Annotated in this window: 23 protein-coding genes; 5 read left to right on the plus strand and 18 right to left on the minus strand. The window is 71.4% G+C overall.

Going from position 1 to position 22226, the window contains the following annotated elements:
• Positions 1–28: 28 nt before the first annotated feature.
• Both E1291_RS12845 and rlmN read right to left on the minus strand, forming a co-directional pair.
• On the minus strand, positions 29–541 hold the full coding sequence (locus E1291_RS12845) for a DivIVA domain-containing protein (protein ID WP_131737998.1): 513 nt from the start codon (positions 539–541) through the stop codon (positions 29–31).
• A 64-nt stretch (positions 542–605) separates the two neighbouring features.
• Positions 606–1847 carry a dual-specificity RNA methyltransferase RlmN gene (rlmN, locus tag E1291_RS12850; RefSeq protein WP_131737999.1) on the minus strand — a complete coding sequence of 414 codons (1242 nt, stop codon included), beginning with the start codon at positions 1845–1847 and terminating at the stop codon, positions 606–608.
• 127 nt (positions 1848–1974) lie between these two features.
• Between rlmN and E1291_RS12855 the strand changes: the two genes are divergently transcribed.
• On the plus strand, positions 1975–3120 hold the full coding sequence (locus tag E1291_RS12855) for a suppressor of fused domain protein (RefSeq protein ID WP_131738000.1): 1146 nt from the start codon (positions 1975–1977) through the stop codon (positions 3118–3120).
• Here E1291_RS12855 and E1291_RS12860 read toward each other — a convergent pair.
• From E1291_RS12860 to rpsB, 5 genes are all read right to left on the minus strand, one after another.
• Positions 3117–4136: a phosphatidate cytidylyltransferase gene (locus E1291_RS12860; protein ID WP_242614116.1), complete on the minus strand. Its 1020-nt coding sequence runs from the start codon at positions 4134–4136 to the stop codon at positions 3117–3119. The genes E1291_RS12855 and E1291_RS12860 overlap by 4 nt on opposite strands.
• Complete coding sequence (gene frr, locus E1291_RS12865; protein ID WP_131738001.1) at positions 4136–4693, minus strand: ribosome recycling factor; 558 nt, start codon at positions 4691–4693, stop codon at positions 4136–4138. Before frr ends, E1291_RS12860 begins: the two co-directional genes overlap by 1 nt.
• Positions 4694–4745: 52 nt before the next feature.
• Entirely contained in the window at positions 4746–5525 is a 780-nt protein-coding gene (gene pyrH / locus E1291_RS12870; protein WP_131738002.1) for a UMP kinase, read from the minus strand.
• Positions 5526–5583: 58 nt separating this feature from the next.
• The gene (gene tsf / locus E1291_RS12875; RefSeq protein WP_131738003.1) at positions 5584–6420 is read right to left on the minus strand and encodes a translation elongation factor Ts; all 837 of its coding nucleotides are present in this window, start codon (positions 6418–6420) and stop codon (positions 5584–5586) included.
• Between the two features lie 85 nt (positions 6421–6505).
• Positions 6506–7471 carry a 30S ribosomal protein S2 gene (rpsB, locus tag E1291_RS12880; protein WP_131738004.1) on the minus strand — a complete coding sequence of 322 codons (966 nt, stop codon included), beginning with the start codon at positions 7469–7471 and terminating at the stop codon, positions 6506–6508.
• Positions 7472–7862: 391 nt separating this feature from the next.
• Between rpsB and E1291_RS12885 the strand changes: the two genes are divergently transcribed.
• Positions 7863–8549 carry a murein hydrolase activator EnvC family protein gene (locus E1291_RS12885; RefSeq protein ID WP_207400709.1) on the plus strand — a complete coding sequence of 229 codons (687 nt, stop codon included), beginning with the start codon at positions 7863–7865 and terminating at the stop codon, positions 8547–8549.
• Positions 8550–9238: 689 nt separating this feature from the next.
• Here E1291_RS12885 and E1291_RS12890 read toward each other — a convergent pair.
• On the minus strand, positions 9239–10150 hold the full coding sequence (locus tag E1291_RS12890; protein ID WP_242614117.1) for a tyrosine recombinase XerC: 912 nt from the start codon (positions 10148–10150) through the stop codon (positions 9239–9241).
• Positions 10151–10307: 157 nt separating this feature from the next.
• Here E1291_RS12890 and E1291_RS12895 point away from each other — a divergent pair, with 157 nt between their 5' ends.
• From E1291_RS12895 to dprA, 3 genes are read left to right on the plus strand one after another with little or no spacing between them, the layout of a single operon-like run.
• Positions 10308–10661 carry a YraN family protein gene (locus E1291_RS12895; protein ID WP_131738007.1) on the plus strand — a complete coding sequence of 118 codons (354 nt, stop codon included), beginning with the start codon at positions 10308–10310 and terminating at the stop codon, positions 10659–10661.
• A complete protein-coding gene (locus E1291_RS12900) occupies positions 10662–12209 on the plus strand; it encodes a YifB family Mg chelatase-like AAA ATPase (protein WP_131738008.1) in 1548 nt (515 codons plus the stop codon).
• The gene (gene dprA / locus E1291_RS12905; protein ID WP_131738009.1) at positions 12206–13363 is read left to right on the plus strand and encodes a DNA-processing protein DprA; all 1158 of its coding nucleotides are present in this window, start codon (positions 12206–12208) and stop codon (positions 13361–13363) included. The genes E1291_RS12900 and dprA overlap by 4 nt, the downstream gene beginning before the upstream one ends.
• 1034 nt (positions 13364–14397) lie before the next feature.
• On the opposite strand, the gene E1291_RS12910 is transcribed toward dprA, so the two are convergent.
• From E1291_RS12910 to E1291_RS12955, 10 genes are all read right to left on the minus strand, one after another.
• The gene (locus tag E1291_RS12910; protein WP_131738010.1) at positions 14398–14712 is read right to left on the minus strand and encodes a DUF2469 domain-containing protein; all 315 of its coding nucleotides are present in this window, start codon (positions 14710–14712) and stop codon (positions 14398–14400) included.
• On the minus strand, positions 14709–15431 hold the full coding sequence (locus E1291_RS12915; protein ID WP_131738011.1) for a ribonuclease HII: 723 nt from the start codon (positions 15429–15431) through the stop codon (positions 14709–14711). The genes E1291_RS12910 and E1291_RS12915 overlap by 4 nt, the downstream gene beginning before the upstream one ends.
• Before the next feature lie 821 nt (positions 15432–16252).
• The gene (gene lepB / locus E1291_RS12920; protein WP_131738012.1) at positions 16253–17170 is read right to left on the minus strand and encodes a signal peptidase I; all 918 of its coding nucleotides are present in this window, start codon (positions 17168–17170) and stop codon (positions 16253–16255) included.
• A gap of 129 nt (positions 17171–17299) precedes the next feature.
• Complete coding sequence (gene rplS, locus E1291_RS12925; protein ID WP_131738013.1) at positions 17300–17650, minus strand: 50S ribosomal protein L19; 351 nt, start codon at positions 17648–17650, stop codon at positions 17300–17302.
• Between the two features lie 119 nt (positions 17651–17769).
• The gene (trmD, locus tag E1291_RS12930) at positions 17770–18552 is read right to left on the minus strand and encodes a tRNA (guanosine(37)-N1)-methyltransferase TrmD (RefSeq protein WP_131738014.1); all 783 of its coding nucleotides are present in this window, start codon (positions 18550–18552) and stop codon (positions 17770–17772) included.
• A complete protein-coding gene (rimM, locus tag E1291_RS12935; RefSeq protein WP_131738015.1) occupies positions 18549–19061 on the minus strand; it encodes a ribosome maturation factor RimM in 513 nt (170 codons plus the stop codon). The genes trmD and rimM overlap by 4 nt, the downstream gene beginning before the upstream one ends.
• A gap of 152 nt (positions 19062–19213) precedes the next feature.
• Complete coding sequence (locus E1291_RS12940) at positions 19214–19456, minus strand: RNA-binding protein (protein WP_021598307.1); 243 nt, start codon at positions 19454–19456, stop codon at positions 19214–19216.
• A gap of 1 nt (position 19457) precedes the next feature.
• On the minus strand, positions 19458–19907 hold the full coding sequence (gene rpsP, locus E1291_RS12945) for a 30S ribosomal protein S16 (protein ID WP_131738016.1): 450 nt from the start codon (positions 19905–19907) through the stop codon (positions 19458–19460).
• Positions 19908–20246: 339 nt separating this feature from the next.
• Positions 20247–21815, minus strand: a complete 1569-nt coding sequence (ffh, locus tag E1291_RS12950) for a signal recognition particle protein (RefSeq protein ID WP_131738017.1) — start codon at positions 21813–21815, stop codon at positions 20247–20249.
• Positions 21816–21933: 118 nt separating this feature from the next.
• Positions 21934–22226 (minus strand): ACT domain-containing protein (locus E1291_RS12955; protein ID WP_131738018.1); only part of this gene is annotated, 293 nt, incomplete at its 5' end.

The following is a 22226-nucleotide window of genomic DNA, read 5'->3' on the forward strand; positions in this document are numbered from 1 at the left end:
GTCCGGTCAACGATCGTTCACCCGCAGGTCAGCGGCGTTCGAGGGCTCCCGCCAGCTGGACGAGGAACCGGTCGACCTCCTGCTCGTCGTAACCGGGTCCGAGCCTGACCACGCGGAACGCGCTCTCGCGCACGTCGCGGGCGGTCACCGGCGGGGCCGCGCCGCGCAGCCCGGCGACGATCCGGTCGAGGAACGCGTCGACGTCCCGCACGTCGTACCCGGAGCGCAGCCGCGCGCTGGAGAAACGCGCGTTCTGGATCCAGTTGACGAGCCAGCCAGGGTGCACACGGGGACGGCCCGACCGCTCGCCATTAGGGGCGACCGTCTGAAGCTCCCTGATGCACTCCCGGACCAGCTCGTCCACCGCACGCTGCTCGTAGCCGCGCAGGACGATGTCGAACCTGGTCGCGCGGACCTCGTCGGCGGACAGGGGCGGCCCGCCGGTCAGCGCCCGCGAGATGCGTTCGAGCAGGACGTCCACCTGCCCGCGGTCATAGCCCCGCAGCGCCACCGGCGGCCGCGCACCCGTCTTCCCCGGCACCCGTGCTCCTCAGCCCGCGTCCCCGCGCGCCCTCGGCGCGCCGGGAGCGCGCCCGCGGGCGCGCTCAGTCCCTGGTCGCCGCGGCCAGCTGCCCGCAGGCCCCGTCGATCTCCCTGCCCCGAGTGTCGCGCACCGTGACCGGGACCCCGTGGGCCTCCAGGCGCCGGACGAACTCCCGCTCGTCCTCGGGACGCGAGGCGGTCCACTTGGAACCGGGCGTCGGGTTCAACGGGATCAGATTGACGTGTACGCGATTCCCGCGCAAGAGCCTGCCCAGAAGATCGGCCCGCCAGCCCTGGTCGTTGATGTCCTTGATCAGGGCGTACTCGATCGAGACGCGGCGGCCGCTGCGGTCCGCGTACGCCCACGCGGCCTCCAGGACCTCCGCCACCTTCCAGCGGTTGTTGACCGGGACGAGGTCGTCGCGCAGTTCGTCGTCCGGCGCGTGCAGGGACACGGCCAGCCTCACCGACATGTCCTCGGCGGCCAGCTTCTCTATGGCGGGGACGAGACCGACGGTGGAGACCGTGACCGAGCGTTGGGAGATCCCCAGCCCGGCGGGGGCCGGATCCGTGATGCGCCGCACCGCGCCGATCACCGCCTTGTAGTTGGCCAGGGGTTCGCCCATGCCCATGAAGACGATGTTGGAGACCCGTCCGGGGCCGCCCGGGACACGGCCGCGGGCCAGGGCCCGCGCGCCGGCGGTGACCTGCTCCACGATCTCCGCGGTGGACAGGTTGCGGGTCAGGCCCGCCTGTCCGGTCGCACAGAAGGGGCAGTTCATGCCGCAGCCGGCCTGGGACGAGACGCACATCGTCGCCCGGTCCGGGTAGCGCATCAGCACCGACTCGAACAGGACGCCGTCGAACGCCCTCCAGACGGTCTTCAGCGTCCTGCCGCCGTCGCAGTCCATCTCGCGGACGGGCGTCAGCAGCGAGGGCCACAGCTCGGCGATGAGCCGCTCCCGCAGCGCGGCGGGCAGGTCGGTCATCGTGGCCGGGTCGTCGGCCAGGCGGGCGAAGTAGTGCCGCGACAGCTGGTCGGCGCGGAAGGGCTTCTCCCCGAGCGCGGCGACCGCCTCGCGCCGTTCGGCGGCGGACAGGTCGGCGAGGTGCCGCGGCGGCTTGCCCCGGCGCGGGGCGGCGAACACGAGCTTGGCCGGGGTCTTCCGGGGGCCGCCCGCCGTGGCGTCGGTGGCGGCGGTGGGGTCCCCGGCGGCGGCCGGAGCCTGGGCGGCCTGAACGTCGCCCTCGGCGGCCCCTGGGGCGGCCGGGCCGTTGGCCGGAGAGTCGGTGGTGGCAGACATGGTCCTCCCAGTGTCGCAAACACCCGTGGATGCCTCGTCCGTGGACGGCGCGGTCGCCGCGCGGCCGGAACACAAGCGAGACGCGACAACCCTGCACATGACCTTGTCTGCGGCTAAGGTTCCGATCATGTCGGTATTGCGCAGGGGTACCGCGTCCCCCCGGAACCCGGCGGCCACCGTCGTCCATGCCGAGGCCAGCCCGTACGGCAGCCGCCGGCTCGTGATCGAGTCCGACGGGGACGTCACCGCGGCCTACCTGAAGGACGCGCGGGACTCGGTGGTCGGGGCGGTCTGGGTGGCCAACCACCGCGAGGCCCCCGCCGAACTGGACCGGACACGGCTGGACTCGGGCAGCGCGCCCCTTCTGCCCGAGTCACATGTGCGGCATCCGGAAGGCCGCGCGGAGCTGGACGCCTCCGCCCTGGAGGTCGTGTGGTTCGAAGAGGGCGACGGAGTGGCCGTCCTGGAGGGCGGGGAACCCCTCTTCGTCATCCCCGGCTGGTCGGACATGGGCCGCGGCATCCCCGGATACGTCCGGGACGCGACGGAGCAAAGCCCCTTCGCCTTCCCCCTGGACGAGGAGATCGAGGACTTCGCCCCCAGGATCGAGCGGGCACGCGAGCATTGGGAGACGTGCCGCGCGGAGGGCTCATGGGCCGACTTCCAGCAGTCGGTACTGGGCCACCTCTTGCAGCGTCTCGGGCCGGGCGGCCACTACTGGCACGACGTCGGACGCCAGTTGGCGGGCGGGAGGGCGAACGTGGCCCCGACGGTCGGAGTCTCAGAGCGTCCCGCACGGGGCAATCGCGAGTTCACCGTGCTGAGCACCGTGGGGATGAGCCGCCAGAGGATGCCCACGGTGGAGCTGTACGAGGACGACGTCGCCCCCTACGGCCGTATCGAGCTCGCCGTCGCGAGCAGCCTGCCCAGCCAGCGGGCGGGAAGCATCTTCCCCTGGCTGGCGCAGTACCCGTGGCGGTCGGTGACGTGGTTCGCCCCCGGGGACGTGGTCAAGTGGTACCACGAGGCCCGGACGTTCCCACTAGGCAGCGGTGAGCAGGCATGGGAGGGCGTCCTGCTCCTGGAGGACCCCAACAGGCTCGCGGGGCCGCCCGCTCCCAGCCTGACGGGGCTGACGTTCCAGGAGGACACGGTGCGCTGGCTGTGGCTCGTCCCCATCACCGGTGAGGAGCACCGCTTCGCCAAGAGCGAGGGGTCGGACGCCCTGGTGCGGCGGCTGGCCCAGCAGAACCGCTCCTGGGTCATCTCCTAGCTCGGTACGAACAGCTCCAGCAGCAGCCAGACCACGGGTGCCGTCGCGACCAGCGAGTCGAGGCGGTCCATCACGCCTCCGTGGCCGGGCAGGAGCGTCCCCATGTCCTTGATGCCGAGATCCCGTTTGATCATCGACTCGATGAGGTCGCCGACGGTCGCGGTGACGACGGCGGCGAGACCGATCAGCACGCCCTGCCAGGGCCGTCCGCCGTCCAGCAGCCACCACACGAGCCACCCGCCGACGATCATGCAGGTGAGCGCGGAGCCGGTGACGCCCTCCCACGTCTTCTTCGGGCTGATCGCGGGCGCCAGCTTGTGCCTGCCGAGGAACGACCCGGCGAAGAACCCGCCGATGTCGCTGGCCGCGGTGACCGCAACGAAGATCACGATGCGGTCGTCGCCGTCGCCGGGGCGCAGGAGCAGCGCCACGATCCCGCCGATCAGCACCAGGTAACCGACGATGAACGCGCCCGCGGAGACGTCGCGCACGTAGCCGTCCGCGCCCTCGGCCATGCGCGTCATCAGCAGCGCCAGCAGCGTGAGGGACACGGCGGCGACCGTGGCGGTGGGACCCCACACGTAGGCGACGACGGGTGTCGCGACCATGCCCGTGGCGAGCGGGATGAACGGCACGCGGATGTCGCGGGTCTCGAAGGCCTGCGTCAACTCGCGCATGCCGAGGAACAGGAAGACGACCATCACGCCAAGGAAGATCTCCTTGACCGTGTAGAGGGACACCAGGACCAGCGCCCCGAGGGCACTGCCCACGCCGATGGCGAGGGGCAGGTTACGGCCGGTCCTGCCTGAGCGCTTCCCGTCGGATGCTGTCGCTCCGGACGATCCGTCCGCGGCGGACTGACCGTCGGCAGGGGAAGCATCGTCGCCGGTGGACGGATCGTCCACGGGGGACGTACCGGAGGGCGATTCCAATGCTTCGCCGGGCGGCGGGCCGGGCATGTCGACCTCCGGCTCGTCCGGGGAGCCCGCGGGCCCCCCGGCGTCGTCGAGTTCCATCAAACCTCGAGCAGTTCGGCCTTCTTGTGCTCGAGCAGTTCGTCGATCTGCGCCACGTACCGGTGCGTGGTGTCGTCGAGTTCCTTCTCGGCACGGCGGACCTCGTCCTCGCCGACCTCGCCGTCCTTGGCGAGCTTGTCGAGGGTGTCCTTGGCGCGCCGGCGGACGTTGCGGATGGAGATCTTGCTGTCCTCGGCCTTGCCGCCGGCGACCTTGATGAACTCCTTGCGCCGCTCCTCCGACAGCTCGGGGAAGACCACCCGGATGACGTTGCCGTCGTTGGTGGGGTTCACGCCGAGGTCGCTGTCGCGGATCGCCTTCTCGACGGCCTGCATGGACGACTTGTCGAAGACCTGGACGATCACCATGCGCGGTTCCGGCAGCGTGAACGACGCGAGCTGGTTGACCGGCGTCGGCGTGCCGTAGTACTCCGCCGTGATCTTGTTGAACATGGCGGGGGTGACCCGGCCGGTGCGGATGGCCTGGAAGTCCTCCTTGGCGACCGCGACCGCCTTCTCCATCTTCTCCTCGGCCTCGAGGAGGATCTCGTCGATCACTGTGACTCCCGTGTCATCTGGTCGGCCCTTGCCACTGCGGTCCGGGCTGCGGTCAGCCCTCCGCCGGGCTCACCAGCGTGCCGATCTTCTCACCCCGGACGGCCCGGACGATGTTGCCCTGCCCCATGAGGTCGAAGACCACGATGGGGAGCGTGTTGTCCATGCAGAGGCTGATGGCCGTGGCGTCCATGACCTTCAGGCCCCGCTGTAGGACTTCACCGTAATCCAAACGGTCGAACTTGACCGCGTCTGGATTCTTTCGGGGGTCGGCGTCGTAGACGCCGTCCACCTGGGTGGCCTTCAGAACGGCTTCCGCACCGATCTCCAGCGCGCGCTGGGCGGCCGTCGTGTCGGTGGAGAAGAACGGCTGGCCGAGGCCCGCGCCGAAGATGACCACCCGGCCCTTCTCCAGGTGCCGGATCGCGCGCCGCGGGATGTAGGGCTCGGCCACCTGGCTCATGGTGATGGCCGTCTGCACGCGGGTGTCCATGCCGAGCTTCTCCAGGAAGTCCTGGAGGGCCAGGCAGTTGATGACGGTACCGATCATCCCCATGTAGTCGCCGCGGCCGCGGTCCATGCCGCGTTCGGCGAGCTGGGCGCCGCGGAACATGTTGCCGCCGCCGCAGACGACCGCCACCTGCACGCCGTCTTTCACGGCCTCGGAGATGGCCTCGGCCACGTGCTGCACGACCTCCGGATCGATGCCGAGCGGCTCACGCCCGGCGAAGGCCTCACCCGAGAGCTTCAGCAGTACGCGCTTCCAGCCCGCGCGGGGCGCGTGCTGGTCGGACGACGAGGCCGCCGTCGCGCTAGTGGTCGTCTTGTCCGGCACGTCGGCGGCCTCCTCGTAACGTCGTGGAATCTCGCGGGTCCCTGTCTCCAGAGTGCCCTTACGCCTGCCCGACCTTGAAGCGGGCGAAGCGGGTGACCTTCACGCCGGCCTCGTCCAGGACCTTGGCGATGGTCTTCTTGCCGTCCTTGACGAACGCCTGCTCCACGAGGACGAAGTCGCGGAAGTAGGCGTTGACCCGGCCCTCGACGATCTTCGGGATGGCCTGCTCGGGCTTGCCCTCGTCGCGGGTGAGCTGCTCGGCGAGCGCCCGCTCCTTCTCGACCGCCTCGGCGGGGATCTCGTCGCGGGTCAGGTACTTGGGGGCCATCGCCGCGATCTGCTGAGCGACGTCCTTGGCGACCTCGGCGTTCTCGCCGTCCAGCTCGACCAGCACGCCCGTGGTCGGCGGCAGGGACGGGTCGGACTTGTGCAGGTAGCTCGCCACGTAGGCGCCCTGGAAGTGGGCGAAGCGACGGAGCTCGAGCTTCTCGCCGATCTTGGCGCTGTTCTCCTCGATCAGGGTCTGGACGGTCTTGCCCGGCTCGATCTCGGCGCCCAGCAGCGCCACGGCGTCGGCGACGCCGCTGCCGGCGGCGAACTTGACCAGGCGGTCGGCCAGCTCGATGAACGACGCGTTCTTGGCGACGAAGTCGGTCTCGCAGTTGAGCTCCAGGAGCGCCCCGTCACCGGAGTTCTCGAAGTGCTCGGCGACCAGGCCGTTGGCGGCGGTGCGCTCGGCGCGCTTGCCCACGTCCTTGGCGCCCTTGAGACGCAGCAGCTCCGTGGCCTTCTCGAAGTCGCCGTCCGCCTCGGTGAGGGCGTTCTTAACGGCCATCATGCCGGAGCCGGTCAGCTCGCGAAGCCGCTTGACGTCTGCGGCGGTGAAGTTAGCCATCGCTCTCTTCGCTTCTCTCGTCGGTGGTCGTACGGCCCGCGAAGGTCCCGGCGGCCCCGCGCTCGGGGCCGCCGGGACCGCGGGATCAGGCCTGCTCGGACTCGGCGTTCGCCTCGGAGGGCTGCTCGGCCGGAGCCTCGGTGGCGGCCTCGGCGGGAGCGGCCTCCTCGGTGGGGGCCTCAGCGGGGGCCTCGGCGGGGGCCTCGGCGGGCGCCTCGGTGGCGGCGGCCTCCGCCGGGGCGGCGGCCTCGTCCGCCGGCTTGCCCTCGAGCAGGTCGCGCTCCCACTCGGCCAGCGGCTCGGCGGCACCGGACGCGGCGCCCTCGGCGGGCTTCTCGTCGCCGCCGGACGCGGCGCCCGCGCGGGCGATGAGGCCGTCGGCCACGGAGTCGGCGACCACCCGGGTCAGCAGGCTGACGCTGCGGATGGCGTCGTCGTTGCCGGGGATCGGGTAGTCGACCTCGTCGGGGTCGCAGTTGGTGTCGAGGATCGCCACGACCGGGATGCCGAGCTTCTTGGCCTCGTTGACCGCGATGTGCTCCTTCTTGGTGTCCACGATCCAGATGGCGCTGGGGACCTTCGCCATGTCGCGGATACCGCCGAGGGTGCGCTCGAGCTTGTCCTTCTCACGGCGCAGGCCGAGGAGCTCCTTCTTGGTCATGCCGGAGCCGGCCACGTCGTCGTAGTTGATCTCCTCCAGCTCCTTGAGCCGGGTGAGCCGCTTGTGGACGGTGGAGAAGTTGGTGAGCATGCCGCCCAGCCAGCGCTGGTTGACATAGGGCATCCCAACCCGGGTGGCCTGCTCGGCGATGGCCTCCTGGGCCTGCTTCTTCGTGCCGACGAACAGGATGGTGCCGCCGTGGGCGACCGTGGCCTTGACGAACTCGAAGGCGCGGTCGATGTAGGACAGCGACTGCTGCAGGTCGATGATGTAGATGCCGTTGCGCTCGGTGAAGATGAAGCGCTTCATCTTCGGGTTCCACCGACGAGTCTGGTGGCCGAAGTGGACGCCGCTCTCAAGGAGCTGCCGCATGGTGACGACGGGTGCCATGGCCCGTGTTCTCCTTCTCTGGCCCTGAGGCCGCATTTGGTTGTCTGCCCGCGTCCGGGTACCGCCCCACCGTCGCCGCGGCGACGGACCAAGGGGCGGCGCCCCACATGTGCAGTGGCATGCGGACGCGTGAAATCAGCCGCCGGGATACCCCAGGCGGCTGTGATCCGGAGACTTTCCCGAATCTTTTGGCCCTTCCGCTCACCGGGAGCGGCTTCCCGCCTCACCATCGTCAAGCGGTTCAGCGGCGGCCTGGCCTGGCCGGTGTCCTTCCGGGCACGGCTACAGATTATCAGGGCTCGGAGGCGTCCGGGAATCAACGGTCATGGCAGTTATCCACAGTTCACAGCCTTCGGGACGCGCGGTGGCCGCGGACGCCAGGCTCGTGGACATGACCTTGCTCACGTGTCTGCTCGCCTGCATGATCTCTACGGGCGCGCCAGGGCCGGGCGCCTGGCGGTGGCCCCTGGGTCCGCCCGCGCCGAAGGTTGTCCGGGCGTTCTCCCCACCGGCCGTCCCTTGGGGAGCCGGTCATCGCGGCGTCGATCTCGCCGCACGTCCGAGGCAGCGCGTCCTGGCCGCCGGGCCGGGCCGCGTCTCCTACGCCGGACGCCTCGCCGGGCGCGGCATCGTCGCGGTCGATCACGGCGTGGTGCGCACGACCTACCTTCCCGTCCGTCCGAGTGTCCAGGTCGGGCGGAAGGTGTCCGCAGGGACTCCCCTGGGAATTCTGGAGTCCGGGCTGAACCATTGCATGACGCCTTGTCTGCACTGGGGGCTGATCCAGGGACGGACTTATCTGGACCCGTTGACCCTGGTCACCCGCAAGGTCCGGCTGCTGCCCTATTGGGAGACTCCCGCATCTCCCCCGCGGGGAGAGCACCACCAGGCACCTCAGGAGCCGAACATGGTCCTGCGCGACGCCACCTCGGCCACTGGAGGCGCGCTGACAGGCGTCGTCGTCGCCTACGGCCTGGCCTTCGCCTGGCGCCGCAGGCGCAGGCGCCTTCGTTCCCGCCGCCCCCCGCCGGGCGTGATCGACCTGACCAGGGAACGCCGCCTGCGCCGCACCCCCTGACGCTCTCCGCACGGGCCCCGCAGCCCGGCCCGGCAAAGCACACGCTCCATGGCAGCCGACACCGGCACTGAAACCGGCCTTCAACAATCTGCCGGATCGTGATCGCGTTCCGGGCCGGTCTCACAGCGCCCCGCAGCCATCGCGCGAGCGTGCCCTCCCCAGCGAGGTACCGCCGAAGGCGGCCCCCAACCCAGGCTCGGAAACACCGCCAAGGGGACCTATCACAAGGCGCCCCGCAACCATCGCGCGCCTGCCCACCCCAGCGAGGCGACACCAAAGGCGGCCCCAGACCGGGCTTGGAAACACCGCCCAAGGGGGCTGTCACAAGGCGCCCCACAGCCGTCACGCGCGTGCCCTCCCCCGGCGAGGCGACACGGAAGGCGGTTCCCACACCGGGATCGAAAACACCGCCAAGGGGCCTGTCTCAAGATGGCCCTCAGCCGTCGCGCGCGCGTGGCCAGGCCGCTTGGTACGAAGCCGGAGGCGCGCCTCAAGCCGGCCGGCGGGCTGATCGCGGAGCGATACCGCGCTCACATGAGCAAGCTCTCGGGTGAGCCGCCGTGCCCGGCCCAGTGTGCCGGATATGCAATCAGCACCGAATTGCCAGGCCGACGCCTCGGCCCGGGCATGCGGTCAACTACTACGAAGCGCCGGGCCGGGGCCGTTGGCCGAGGCTGCGGTCACAACGCTCAGGATTCCCGGGTGCCCCGGGGGTGGGCTTGGCGGTGGACCTTTTTGAGCCGTTCCGCCGAGACGTGGGTGTAGAGCTGGGTGGTCTGCAACGAGGCGTGCCCAAGGATCTCCTGAACGCTTCGGAGATCCGCACCGCCCTCCAGCAGGTGGGTCGCGGCGCTGTGGCGCAGGCCGTGCGGGCTCAGGTCCGGCACTTGGCCGACCTCGGCGATCCGTGCGTGAACGACGCGCCGGGCACTCGTCGGATGGAGACGGCCTCCACGTGCGCCTAGGAAGAGCGCCGGGCCGCTCGCCTCGTTCGCCAGGGCGGGGCGACCCGCCCGCAGCCAATCCTGGACGGCTCGCTCGGCGGGTTCACCCATGGGGACGGTGCGTTCGCGTCCGCCCTTGCCCATGACGCGGACCGTCCGGCGACCGCCGTCCAGATCGTCGATGTCGAGTCCGCACAGTTCGCTGACGCGAACACCCGTTCCGTAGAGGACTTCGAGGATCGCCAGATCGCGGAGCCCCACGGGACCCTGCGCGTCCATCCCGTCCAGCAGCCGCGCGGCGTGGTCCTGGGTGAGCACCCCCGGCAGGTCTCTCTGGCTCTTGGGCGTGCCCAAGAGCAGCCCTGGGTCGTCCTTGAGCAGACCACGCTTGTGCAGGTACCGCGTGAACGCACGAACGGCGGCGGTGCGGCGGGCGAGAGTGGCTCGGGACCGCCCGACGGCGTGCTGCCGGGCCAGCCACGCCCTCAGCAGGGTGACGTCAAGGTCCTGAGGCTCTGCCACGCCCACGTCAGCCGCATGGCCGCACAGGTCTTTCAGGTCTCCCAGGTAGGCGCGCAGAGTGTGGGGCGAGACGTCGCGTTCGGCGCTCAGGTGCCGTCCGAACTCGAGGACGACCTCGTCCAAGGGGTTGGTCACAGCCGCCACGCTGCGGCAACCGCCGGGCCGAAGCAAGCACCCTCCGGCAGTTTCCCGTGATTCGCGGCATTTGCTCACCGGGGTTATCCACAGTGCGCCATTTTTCGGTCTGCGGGTGCCCGCCTCCGGCACCGTCGAAGACCGGAGGTGAGGCCCCATGACCACTCACATCGGCCTCGGCCGGCGCGGCGAGGAAGCCGCCGCCGCCTACCTGTCCCGGCTCGGCTGGACGATCCTCGACCGGAACTGGCGCTCCCGCGACGGGGAGCTCGACATCGTCGCCCACGACGGCCGCGAGCACATCGTCTGCGAGGTGAAGACGCGAAGCTCGGCGCGGTTCGGCGACCCGCTGGACGCCATCACCCCGGCGAAGGCGGCGCGGTTACGCCGCCTGGCCTGGCAGTGGGCGGCCGCCCGCGGCGTCGGCGGCACCTCGGTCCGGGTGGACGTGCTGGGGCTCGTCGCCGACGGCGACGGCTTCTCCGTCGATCATCTGCGGGAGGTGTGCTAGATGACGCTCGCGAAGACCCGCTCGGTGTGCGTCGTGGGCGTCGACGGCTTCATCGTGGACGTGGAGGCCGCCATCACCAGCGGCATCCCGGGCCTGCACCTGGTCGGCCTGCCCGACACGGCGCTCAGCGAGGCCCGCGACCGCGTCCGCGCGGCGATCTACAACTCCGGTGAGGACTGGCCCAACCGCCACGTCACCGTGTCGCTCTTCCCCGCCAGCCTCCCGAAACGCGGCTCGAGCTATGACATCGCCATCGCGGTCGCGCTCCTCGCCGCCGCCGAGGTCGTCCCCGCCCAGTCCTGCGCGGGCCTGGTGCTGATCGGCGAGCTCGGCCTCGACGGGCGGCTGCGTCCCATCCCCGGCGTCCTGCCCGCGGTGCTGGCCGCCGCGAACGCCGGGTGCCGCACGGTCGTCGTCCCCCGGGCGAACGCCGCGGAGGCAGAGCTCGTGCCCGACGTGGAGGTGGTCTCCGCGAGCACCCTGCGCGGCCTCCTCTGCGTCCTGCGCGACGAACCCCCGCCCGTCGAGGAGGACGAGCCGGCAGCGGCCCCGGCCTCTCCCGAAGGGACGGCGATCCGCCGCCAGGAGGCCCGCAGGGACCTCGACCTGGCCGACGTCAAGGGCCAGGCGGAAGCCCGCCACGCCCTGGAGATCAGCGCTGCCGGAGGCCACCACCTGTTCTTCTCCGGCCCGCCCGGGTGCGGAAAGACGATGCTGGCCGAGCGCCTGCCCACGCTCATGCCGCCGCTGGAACCCGACTCGGCGCTCGAGGTCACCGCGATCCACTCGGTCGCCGGGACCCTCCCGCCCGGCCGGCCGCTGATCGTCCAGCCCCCGTTCTACGCGCCGCACCACACCGCGACCCGTGCCTCGATGGTCGGCGGCGGCTCCGGCCGCGTGCTGCAACCGGGCGCCGTGTCCCTGGCCCACAGGGGCATCCTGTTCCTGGACGAAGCCCCCGAATTTCAGGGCGGGACGCTCGACGCCCTCCGCCAGCCCCTGGAGGACGGTGAGGTCCGCATCTCGCGGGCCGAGGGCACCGCGACCTTCCCGGCCCGCTTCACGCTCGTCCTCGCGGCCAACCCGTGCCCCTGCGCGGCGGCCAAGCAGGTCGACTGCTCCTGTGCCCCGGGACTGCGGCGCAGGTACACCTCCCAGATATCCGGTCCGCTCATCGACCGCATCGACCTCAAACTCGAACTGGCCCCGGCGAGTCGCGCCGAACTGCGGTACGACCTCGAGTTCGCCGAGGCCAGCCACGTGGTCGCCGACCGGGTCCTGGCCGCGCGGGAGAGAACACTCAAACGCCTGTACGACACCCCATGGCGTTCCAACTCCGAGATCCCCGGTCCGGAGATGCGCCGCCGCTTCACCCCCTCGCCGGAGGCGATGCACGCCGCCGACGAGGCACTCCACCGGGGCACGCTCAGCGCCCGCGGCCTCGACCGCGTCATGCGCGTCGCCTGGACCATCGCGGACCTGTCCGGCCACGACGAGCCCAGCGCCGACGACATCGGCGGCGCGCTCGCCCTGTGGAGCCGTCCATGACCCCCGAGCACACGGCCCGCGCCACGCTCACGGCGGTGGCGGAGCCCGGCGACGCCCTCCTCAACCGGATCATCGACCGCACCGGCGGCGTGGGGGCGCTCGAGGCGATCCGCACCGGCCGTCTCCCGGGCGACGTCCCCGTCACGCCGCAGGAGCTTCAGCGCCTCGACCACTGGCGGGTCCGGCTGGCCACCGGCGACGCCGACCAGGATCTCGCCGTCTGCGCCCGCTTCGGCGGCCGCCTGATCTGCCCCGGAGACCCCGAATGGCCCACCACGCTCGACGACCTCGGCGCCAACCGCCCTTACGCGCTGTGGCTGCGCGGCCCCGGCGACCTCCGGAACGGGTGCCTGCGTTCGGTGGCCGTCGTCGGCTCCCGCGCCGCGTCCCCGTACGGGCTGCGCGCCGCCGCCGAGTTCGCCTCCGACCTGGCCGACGCGGGCTGGACCGTCATCTCCGGCGGGGCGCTCGGGATCGACGCGGCCGCGCACCGCGGCGCCCTGGCCGCCGACGGCACCACCGTCGCGATCTTCGCCAACGGCGTCGACGTCCCCTATCCCGCCTCCAACGAGGGCCTGTTCGCCGAGATGGCCCGGCGTTCGCTGCTGGTCAGCGAGTCGCCGCCGGGCGTGCCGCCGCACCGGCTCCGCTTCCTCGTCCGCAACCGCCTGATCGCCGCTCTGTCACGCGGCAGCGTCATCGTCGAGGCGGAGGCGCGCAGTGGTGCGCTCAACACCGCGACCTGGGCCCGCAGGCTCGGCCGCGTCGTCATGGCCGTCCCGGGCCCGGTCACCTCACGGACGTCCGTCGGCTGCCACCGGCTCCTCCGCGAGGAGGGCACCGTCCTGATCAGCCGCACCGCGGAGATCGTCGAGGCCGTCGGCCTCATCGGCACCGACCTCGCCCCGCCGCCGCACACCCCCGTCCTGCCCCGCGACCGGCTGGACCCGGTCACCCGTTCCGTCCTGGAGGCGCTCCCCGCCCGGGGCTCGGCAGGCCCCGCCCAACTGGCGGCCAAGGCGGGCGTCGACCTGCCCACGGCCAACGCGAAGCTGGGCCTGTTGTCCGCCGCCGGGTTCGTGGAGCGCGCCCCCACCGGATGGCGCCTGACCAAGTCGGCCAAGTCCCCCACCCGGGCGCCCGCTCCCCCGTGAACGCCTCACCTTCGGCGCCACCAAGCCCTTCCACCCTCTTTCGGGCAAGGAGAGCCGTGACCTCACCTAGCGATCACCCCCGTCCACACCCCGAACCGCGCCCCGCCGCCAGACCGCCCCCGGAACCGCCAACGCCCCGAGCACACAGCCCCACACGCGCCCCACCCTCACAGAAAAGCCACAACACAAGGAGGTAGAAGCCCCGCCATCGTTCCGCACCACCCAGACAAGCCCAGACACCAGAACTCCCGGGAACCTCCAACGACCCGAGAACGCGGCGCCGCTCACGGCCCACCGCGCGCACCACAAGCACGCACCATAAGGAGACGAGAAGGTACGCCACCAAGCCCCGCCGCCCAAGCAGCCCTGATACCTGACCCCCTAGACCTCCAGCGACCCCGAGCGCACCCCACACAACCCGCTCAGTACAGAACAAGCACGCACCGCACAGGGGCGAGGTAGTGCGCGGCGATCCGTACTGCCCTGCGCGCCTCAGGGCTTCTAGCGAACCGAGCATGTGACCCCGCCCCCAAGCCGCCCCGCAGAGGGCGAGCACGCAGTACAAGGAGGTGAGAACGCCCACCGGCGATCCGCACCGCCCCGGCCGGGTCCTGATACCCGGGCGCCTCAGGGCCTCCAGCGAACCGAACATGTGACCCTCCCCCCAAGCCGCCCCACAGAGAGCAAGCACGCAATCCAAGGAGATGAGAACGCCCACCGGCGATCCGCACCGCCCCGGCCGGGTCCTGATACCCGGGCGCCTCAGGACCTCCAGCGAACCGAACATGTGACCCCGCCCCCAAGCCGCCCCGCAGAGGGCGAGCCCGCAGTACAAGGAGGTGAGAAGGCGCGCTGGCGATCGGTGTCGCCCAGGCGGGGTTAGGCCCTGTCTTCCTCGTGGATCCTGATCGCGGTTCTGACACACGTGAACGTGTGCAGGCGGAGATGCCGGCGGTCGTGTGGAAAGGGCGGGTCCTCGGTGACGAGAAGCCGATCGGGGCGGGCCGGTCGGCCCGTTTGGGCGGAGGGGTCGGCTACTGGTCCGCGGGGAGTTCGAACTCGCTCTTCGCCAGTTCTTCGACGTTGACGTCCTTGAAGGTGACGACACGGACGTTCTTGACGAAGCGGGCGGGGCGGTACATGTCCCAAACCCAGGCGTCCTGCATGGTGACCTCGAAATAGATCTCACCGTTGTCGGCGCTGCGCACCTGGAGGTCGACGGAGTTGGTGAGGTAGAACCTGCGCTCGGTCTCCACGACGTAGGTGAACAACCCCACGACGTCGCGGTACTCGCGATAGAGCTGCAGCTCCATCTCGGTCTCGTACTTTTCGAGATCCTCGGCGCTCACGCTCGTGCCCCTTCCGTCCGGCCTCCGCCGGGGACCTGCCCTTCGGTCTCCTCTCTCAAGGCCACCTCTCCATTGTTACGCAACGCACGTCCGACATTGACATAGGAGAACCGATGCTCTGGACACGGTCCGTGTTCGGCCAGGGCCGTCCCGTGCGCGCGGGTGACGTAGCCCTTGTGGACGTCGAACCCGTAGGCCGGGTAGCGGTCGTGGAGGTCCACCATGATGCGGTCTCGCGTCACCTTCGCGACGATGGAGGCCGCCGCCACGCACGCGGCGGCCTGGTCGCCCTTGATCATCGAGAGGGCCGGGACGCCCAGGCCGGGGACGGGGAACCCGTCGCTCAGGACGTAGGCGGGACGCTCGTCCAGCGCGGCGAGGGCCCGGCGCATCCCGGTGATGTTGCAGCGGTGCAGGCCGATCCGATCGATGTCGTGACAGGGGATGATGACCGCGCTCCAGGCGCGCGCACACGTGGTGATCTCGGCGTAGAGCTCCTCGCGGCGCGCCGGGGTGAGCAGCTTGGAGTCGGTGAGGCCGTCGATCCGCTTCGCGCCTTGCAAGATCACCGCACCGACGACGAGCGGCCCCGCGCAGGCGCCGCGCCCCGCCTCGTCCACTCCCGCCACGGGACTGAACCCGCCGTGCGCCAAGGCGCGCTCGTAGGCGTACAACCCCGCGTCACGGCGCGGCGTGAAGCGGAGTGGTCGACCGTTCATGCTCCGCAGGGTACGTTGCCGGAACCCTGTGCCGCCTCCCGAATGCCATCGTTCCCACCATGTCTCCGATCACCCCCAACGCACCCGGACCGGCCCCGCACCGGCACCCCCGTCTTCCGTTGCCCCGCACGAGGCCAAGGGCTTGCCCGCACACCTTCCCGTCGCTGATCGAACTACCGAGAAGTGCGAGGCGGTGTCGTGCCGATCTAGGCAAGGTCACGCAGCGCTGAGCGGTGCCACGGGCGATATGGGCGGTGCCATGTCGCTCTGGGCGGCTTCATGTTGGTCCGGGGCGGGCCCCGCAGCGGGCTCAGGGTAGGCGGGGGCCGTTTCGAGACGGCCGCAGTCGCGCGGCCCGTGCTGCAGGAGGGACACGGTGCCGACGGCGGGGGGCAAGCCTCCGCCTGCGATGACCTTTGCAGGTAGTGCGACGTGGGGTGGGTGGTCGCGGCGCGTAGGGGGTTCCGGGGTGGACGTGAGCGGGGTGCGCGGGTTGGGCTTTGGCGCTTGGTTGGAGCGGCAAGTCCCTCAGCGCTGGAGAACATCGGGGTGCCGATGCGTCCGCCGTGGCGCACTGTCCACGCGCTCCCTTCCGTCGTGTGGACGGAGCACCGAGAAGCGCTGGGCGGGTGGAGTGGGTGGTTGTGGTGGGTAAGCGTGCGCGGGGGTCTTCGGGGCGGGTGTGGGCCGGGTGTGCGGGTCGGGGTTTGGTGCTTGGTTGGAGGGGGGCGTCTCGTGGGGCTGGAGAACGATCATGCTGTGGTGGGGCGGGGGCGTCGTTCGGCTGTGTGCTGGGCGGGCCGCTCTCGGTCGGGCGGGGGTCAGTGGGAGCTGGGCCTTGAACGGTGGCGGCGTCTCAGGTAGGTGACGGGGAGGGCGCCGGCGAAGCCGAGGACGAGCGGGGTCGCGGGAGCGGCCAGGGAGGCGGTCTTGAAGCCGGCCTGTTTGAAGGTTCCGGGGATCGGGAGCGTGTCGAGGCGGTTCAGGGGCCAGACGATCACGAAGGCGCGGCCGATGACGCGGTCGGTGGGGATGGTGCCGCCGCCGGGGTCGCCGCGGTGGGAGCGGGAGTCGTAGGACAGCTCGCGGTGGTCGCCCATCACCCAGAGCTGGCCCGGCTTGACCGTGACGTCGAAGGGCTCGTTGGACGGCTTGTTCTGCTCGTGCGTGATCGGGTCGGTGAACAGGTAGGACTTCTCGTCCAGGGGGACGCCGTTGACCGAGACGCGGCCCTGGGCGTCGCAGCAGGTGACGTGGTCGCCGGGGACGCCGATGACGCGTTTGATGTAGTCCTTCTCGTTCGGCGCGACGCCGAAGGCGCTGCCGACGGCGTGCAGGGCCTTGGAGATGGGGTTGCCGGGCTCCTTGACCTGGGTCTCGGGGTCCCAGGAGTCGAGGCCGTTGAACACGACGACGTCGCCGCGGGCGATGTCCCGCGTGTGATAGACGATCTTGTTGACGAGGACGCGGTCGCCGATCTGGAGCGTGTTCTGCATGGACCCGGACGGGATGTAGAACGCCTGGACCGCGAACGCCTTGATCACCAAGGCGAGGACGACGGCGACCACGATGAGGACGGGCAGTTCCTTCCAGAACGAGCCCGGCTTCTTCTTGCGCTTGCCCTCGCCCGGTCCGTCGTCGTCGGCCGTCTCCTCGGCGGAGGTCACGGTCTGCTCTTCTTCGGGCACCGCGCCCTCGGCCTCGGATCGCACGTCTCTCCGATCGTCCTCGTCAGTCATCAGAGCGAAAGCCTAGCGGCGCCGGGGCCCAGGAGCCCCGTCGGCGGGCGTGTCGCCCGGGACCGTCCCGGTAAAACGGGCAACGCCCCGGAGACCGCGAAGGGTTCCCGGGGCGCGGCGCACGTCGGCTCAGAAGTCGCGCTTCTCCTTGATGCGCGCGGCCTTGCCGCGCAGGTTGCGCAGGTAGTAGAGCTTGGCGCGGCGGACGTCGCCGCGGGTCACGACCTCGATCTTGTCGATCGAGGGGCTGTTGAGCGGGAAGGTCCGCTCGACGCCGACGCTGTAGCTGACCTTGCGGACGGTGAAGGTCTCGCGGGCGCCGCCGCCCTGCCGCCGGATCACCACGCCCTGGAAGACCTGGATACGGCTCCGGTTTCCCTCCGTGACGCGGACGTGCACCTTGAGGGTGTCGCCCGGCCGGAAGGCCGGGACGTCGTCGCGGATCGCGGCCTTCTCGATCTCCTGGATCAGGGTGTGCATCGCAGCGGTTCCTCATGGTCGAACGCGGGCGCCGAGAGGCCCCGGTGGGACGTGCGTGGGGGCGTCGCGCCGCGGAGATGGTCTTCGGGGTGCCGCGCGGCCGAGCGCACGGCGACACTTCAGTGTGCCATACCTTCGCCGTCGACCGGACAACCGGCCTCGCGCAGGACGTCGCGGTCGTGCTCGTCAAGGGCCGTGCGTGCCAGCCTGGCGACCAGTTCCGGCCTGGTCCGGGCGGTGCGGCGGAGGGCCTCGTCGCGGCGCCACCGGGCGATGGCGCCGTGGTGGCCCGACAGCAGGACCTCCGGGACGGCCCTGGCGCGCCAGACCGGCGGCTTGGTGTAGACGGGGCCTTCGAGCAGCGATTCCATCGCGCCGGGGGCGAAGGAGTCGTCGGTGACGGAATCGGCGTTGCCGAGGACGCCGGGCAGGAGCCGGCCGACGGCCTCGACCATGACGAGGACGGCGACCTCTCCGCCGGCGAGGACGAAGTCGCCGAGGCTGACCTCGTCCACGGGCATGCGGGTGCGGGCCTCTTCGACGACGCGGTAGTCGATGCCCTCGTACCGGCCGCAGGCGAACAGCAGCCACGGTTCGGCGGCGTACTCGGCGGCGAGGGCCTGGGTGAAGGGGCGGCCGGCGGGCGTCGGGACGACGAGCCGCGGCGCGGCGCCGGGCGGTGCGACCGCGTCGAGGGCCTCACCCCAGGGTTCGGGTTTCATCACCATCCCGGGACCACCGCCGTAGGGGGTGTCGTCGACGGTGCGGTGCCGGTCGTGCGCCCAGGCGCGCAGGTCGTGCACGTGGACGTCGAGCAGCCCCGTCCGCCTGGCCTTGCCGAGGAGGGAGACCTCCAGGGGGGCGAAGTAGTCGGGGAAGATCGTGATGATGTCGAGTCTCATGGTCCGTCGAGCAGTCCGGGGGGCGGGTCGATGACGAGCCGCCCCCCGGGCACGTCCACCTCGGGGACGAGCGCGGCCACGAACGGGACCAGCGTGTCGCCTCCGGTGCCGCGCACGACCAGGAGGTCCTGGCCGTGGTGGCGGACCTCCGCGACCCGGCCGACGTCGGCGCCGTCCGTGGTGACCACGGCGAGGCCGATCAGTTCCTGGTCGTGGAAGTCGTCGGGGTCGGCGGACGGGGTGATGTCGTCCGGGGCGACGACGAGCCAGACGCCGCGCAGTTCCTCCGCGGCGTCGCGGTCGTCGATCCCGGCGAAGCGCACGAGCAGGCGTCCCGAGTGCCAGCGGGCGCGCTCGATGGTGAGGGGCCCGGCCGCCGCGGGGTCGGTGGCGATCTCGGTGCCCGCCGCGAACCGGGTCTCCGGTTCGTCGGTGCGGACGTCGAGGGTGATCTCGCCGCGGACTCCGTGCGGGCGGCCGATCCGGCCCACCACGAGCGGCTCGCTCATCGGGACCGCCCCGTCCGGTGCCGGCCGTCCCGGGGGGATCGGCGGGCGGCGCCGGGGACGGGGTCCCCGGGCGTGCCGTCCCCGGCGCGGGCGCCGGGGAACCGGGCGGGGGCGCCGAGAGGCCCCCGGCATGCGTGATGCCAGGGGCGCACTCAGCGGACCTCGTTGACGTCGAGCAGGTCCACGCGCACGTAACGGCCCCCGGAGAGGGCACTGATCACGGTGCGCAGGGCCTTGGCGGTGCGACCGCTGCGGCCGATGACCTTGCCGAGGTCCTCGGGGTGCACGCGCACCTCCAGGACCCGGCCGCCCCTGATCCGGCGGGCGCGAACCCGGACGTCGTCCGGGTTCTCGACGATCCCGCGGACCAGGTGCTCGAGCGCTTCTTCGAGCACGTCAGCCCTCGCTCTTGACTTCGGTGGTCTCGGTGGCCTTGGCCTCGGACTTCTTCGGCTCGGCCTTCTTCTTGCCCCGGGTCGCGGTGCCGCCGGTCTCGTCGTCGCCCAGCGACTCCTTGACGGCGGCCTCGAAGACGGCCTTCTTGTCGGTCTTGGGCTCGGCGACCTTGAGGGTGCCCTCGGCGCCCGGCTCGCCCTTGAACTTCTGCCAGTCGCCGGTGATCTTCAGCAGGTTGAGGACGGGCTCGGTCGGCTGCGCGCCGACGCCGAGCCAGTACTGCGCGCGCTCGGAGTCGATCTGGATGAGCGACGGCTCCTGCTTGGGCTGGTAGAGCCCGATCTCCTCGATGGCCCGGCCGTCCCGCTTGGTGCGGGCGTCGGCCACGACGATCCGGTACTGCGGGTTCCGGATCTTCCCCAGACGCTTGAGCTTGATCTTGACTGCCACGGGTGTGGTGTACTCCAGACTTCATTACAGGGTGAGCGGCCCGTACCAGGTGGGGAACACCGGCTCACGGCCGCCCGATGGACTCCGGTCGCGCAGGACGAGAGAGGGCGCCTGGCGATTCCGGGGTTTCCAGCCTGACATTCTGCCAGACGAACGCGGGAAAAGCGCAATCGCACGAGGACACGCGGCGACGTGTCCTCGTGTCCTCATGATCGGCACGCCGCGGACGGCGGGAACGGCCCCCGGAACACGCGGTGACGTGGGACGTCGTCCGGCGCGCCGGCCACGGGCGGAACCGCTCGCGGCGGCCGGGCCCCGGGGGGCCGGCCGCCGGGAGGGTCACTTCTTCTTGCGCCCCTGGAGCTTGTCGAGGTCGGGCATCTGGAAGCCGGGCGGGAGCTGGCCGCCGAGACCCGGGAGGCCGCCGCCGACGCCGGGGGGCAGTCCCTGGGGCATCGCGTCCGCCGCGGGCTGCTCGGGGCGGGCGCCGCCGCCGGCGCGCTTGCGGGGGTCGCCGCTGCGCTGCTTGCCCTTCTTGTTCTTGGCGGCCTTCGCGGCCTTGGCGGCCTTGCGGCGACCGGGGCCGCCCATGCCGGGCAGGCCCATGCCGCCGGCCATCTGCCGCATCATCTTCTGCGCGTCGAAGAAGCGGGTGACCAGGCTGCTGACCTCGCCGACGCCGACGCCGGAGCCGCGCGCGATGCGGGCCCGCCGGGAGCCGTTGATGATCTTGGGCTGAGCGCGCTCCTGCGGGGTCATCGAGCGGATGATCGCGGCGACGCGGTCGAGGTCCTTGTCGTCGATCTGGCTGATCTGGTCGCGGACCTGCCCCATGCCGGGCATCATCCCGAGCAGGTTGCCGATCGGGCCGAGCTTGCGGATCATCATCATCTGCTCGAGGAAGTCCTCGAGGGTGAAGTCCTCGCCCGAGGCGAACTTGCTGGTCATCTTCTCGGCCTGGGCGGCGTCGAACGCCTGCTCGGCCTGCTCGATCAGGGTGAGGACGTCGCCCATGTCGAGGATCCGGCCCGCCATGCGGTCCGGGTGGAAGACGCTGAAGTCCTCGAGCTTCTCGCCGGTCGAGGCGAACATGATCGGCCGGCCGGTGACGTGCCGGACCGAGAGGGCGGCGCCGCCGCGGGCGTCGCCGTCGAGCTTGGTGAGCACGACCCCGTCGAAGCCGACGCCGTCCATGAACGCCTGGGCGGTGTTGACGGCGTCCTGGCCGACCATCGCGTCGACGACGAACAGCACGTCGTCGGGCCGGACGGCGTCGCGGATGTCGATGGCCTGCTGCATCATCTCGGCGTCGATGCCGAGGCGGCCGGCGGTGTCGATGAGGACGACGTCGTGCTGGGCGTGCCTGGCCTGGTCGATGGAGCGGCGCGCGACGTCGACGGGGTCGCCGACGCCGCTGCCCGGCTCGGGCGCGTACACCGGCACCCCGGCGCGCTCGCCGACGACCTGGAGCTGCTGGACGGCGTTCGGGCGCTGCAGGTCGGCGGCCACCAGCAGGGGCGCGTGGCCCTCGCCCTTCAGCCACCGGGCGAGCTTGCCCGCCAGGGTGGTCTTTCCGGCGCCCTGCAGGCCCGCGAGCATGATGACGGTGGGGGGGTTCTTGGCGAACCTGATCCGGCGCGTCTCGCCGCCGAGGATGTTGATGAGCTCCTCGTTGACGATCTTGACGACCTGCTGGGCGGGGTTCAGCGCCTGCGAGACCTCCTCGCCCGCCGCCCGCTCCTTCACCCGCGCGATGAAGTCCTTGACCACGGGCAGCGCCACGTCGGCCTCGAGCAGCGCGATACGGATCTCGCGGGCCGTCGCGTTGATGTCGGCCTCGGAGAGCCGGCCCTTGCTGCGCAGCGACGAGAAGACCGTCGTCAACCGGTCGGAGAGCGTCTCGAACACGTGTCTGGACCCGTCCTTGGAAAGCTTCTGGGATCGCCTATCAGCGTATCGGGTCGGCGGCAAAGCCCCGCCCGGTCGCGCGTCCGGCCTTCCGGCGACGGGCTGGGCGGCGCGGATGTCAGGTCAGGGCGGCCAGGACGGCGGCGCGGACGGTCTCGGGCGCGGTGGGTCCCGTGAGGGGGCGGCCGTCGCCGTCGACCACGTAGAACACGTCCACGGCCTCCGCTCCGAGGGTGTCGACGCGGGCGGCGCGAACGTGCAGGCCGCAGGCGCCGAGGGCGCGGCCGATCCGCCACAGCAGGCCGGGCCGGTCGTGGGCGCGGACCTCGACGACGGTGGCGGTGCTGGAGGCGTCGTCGACGACGCGGACGCGGGGCGGCGCGACGGCCGCGCCGGGGCGGACGCGCACGG

This window comes from Actinomadura roseirufa, from assembly GCF_900659635.1.
GTDB lineage: Bacteria > Actinomycetota > Actinomycetes > Streptosporangiales > Streptosporangiaceae > Spirillospora > Spirillospora roseirufa.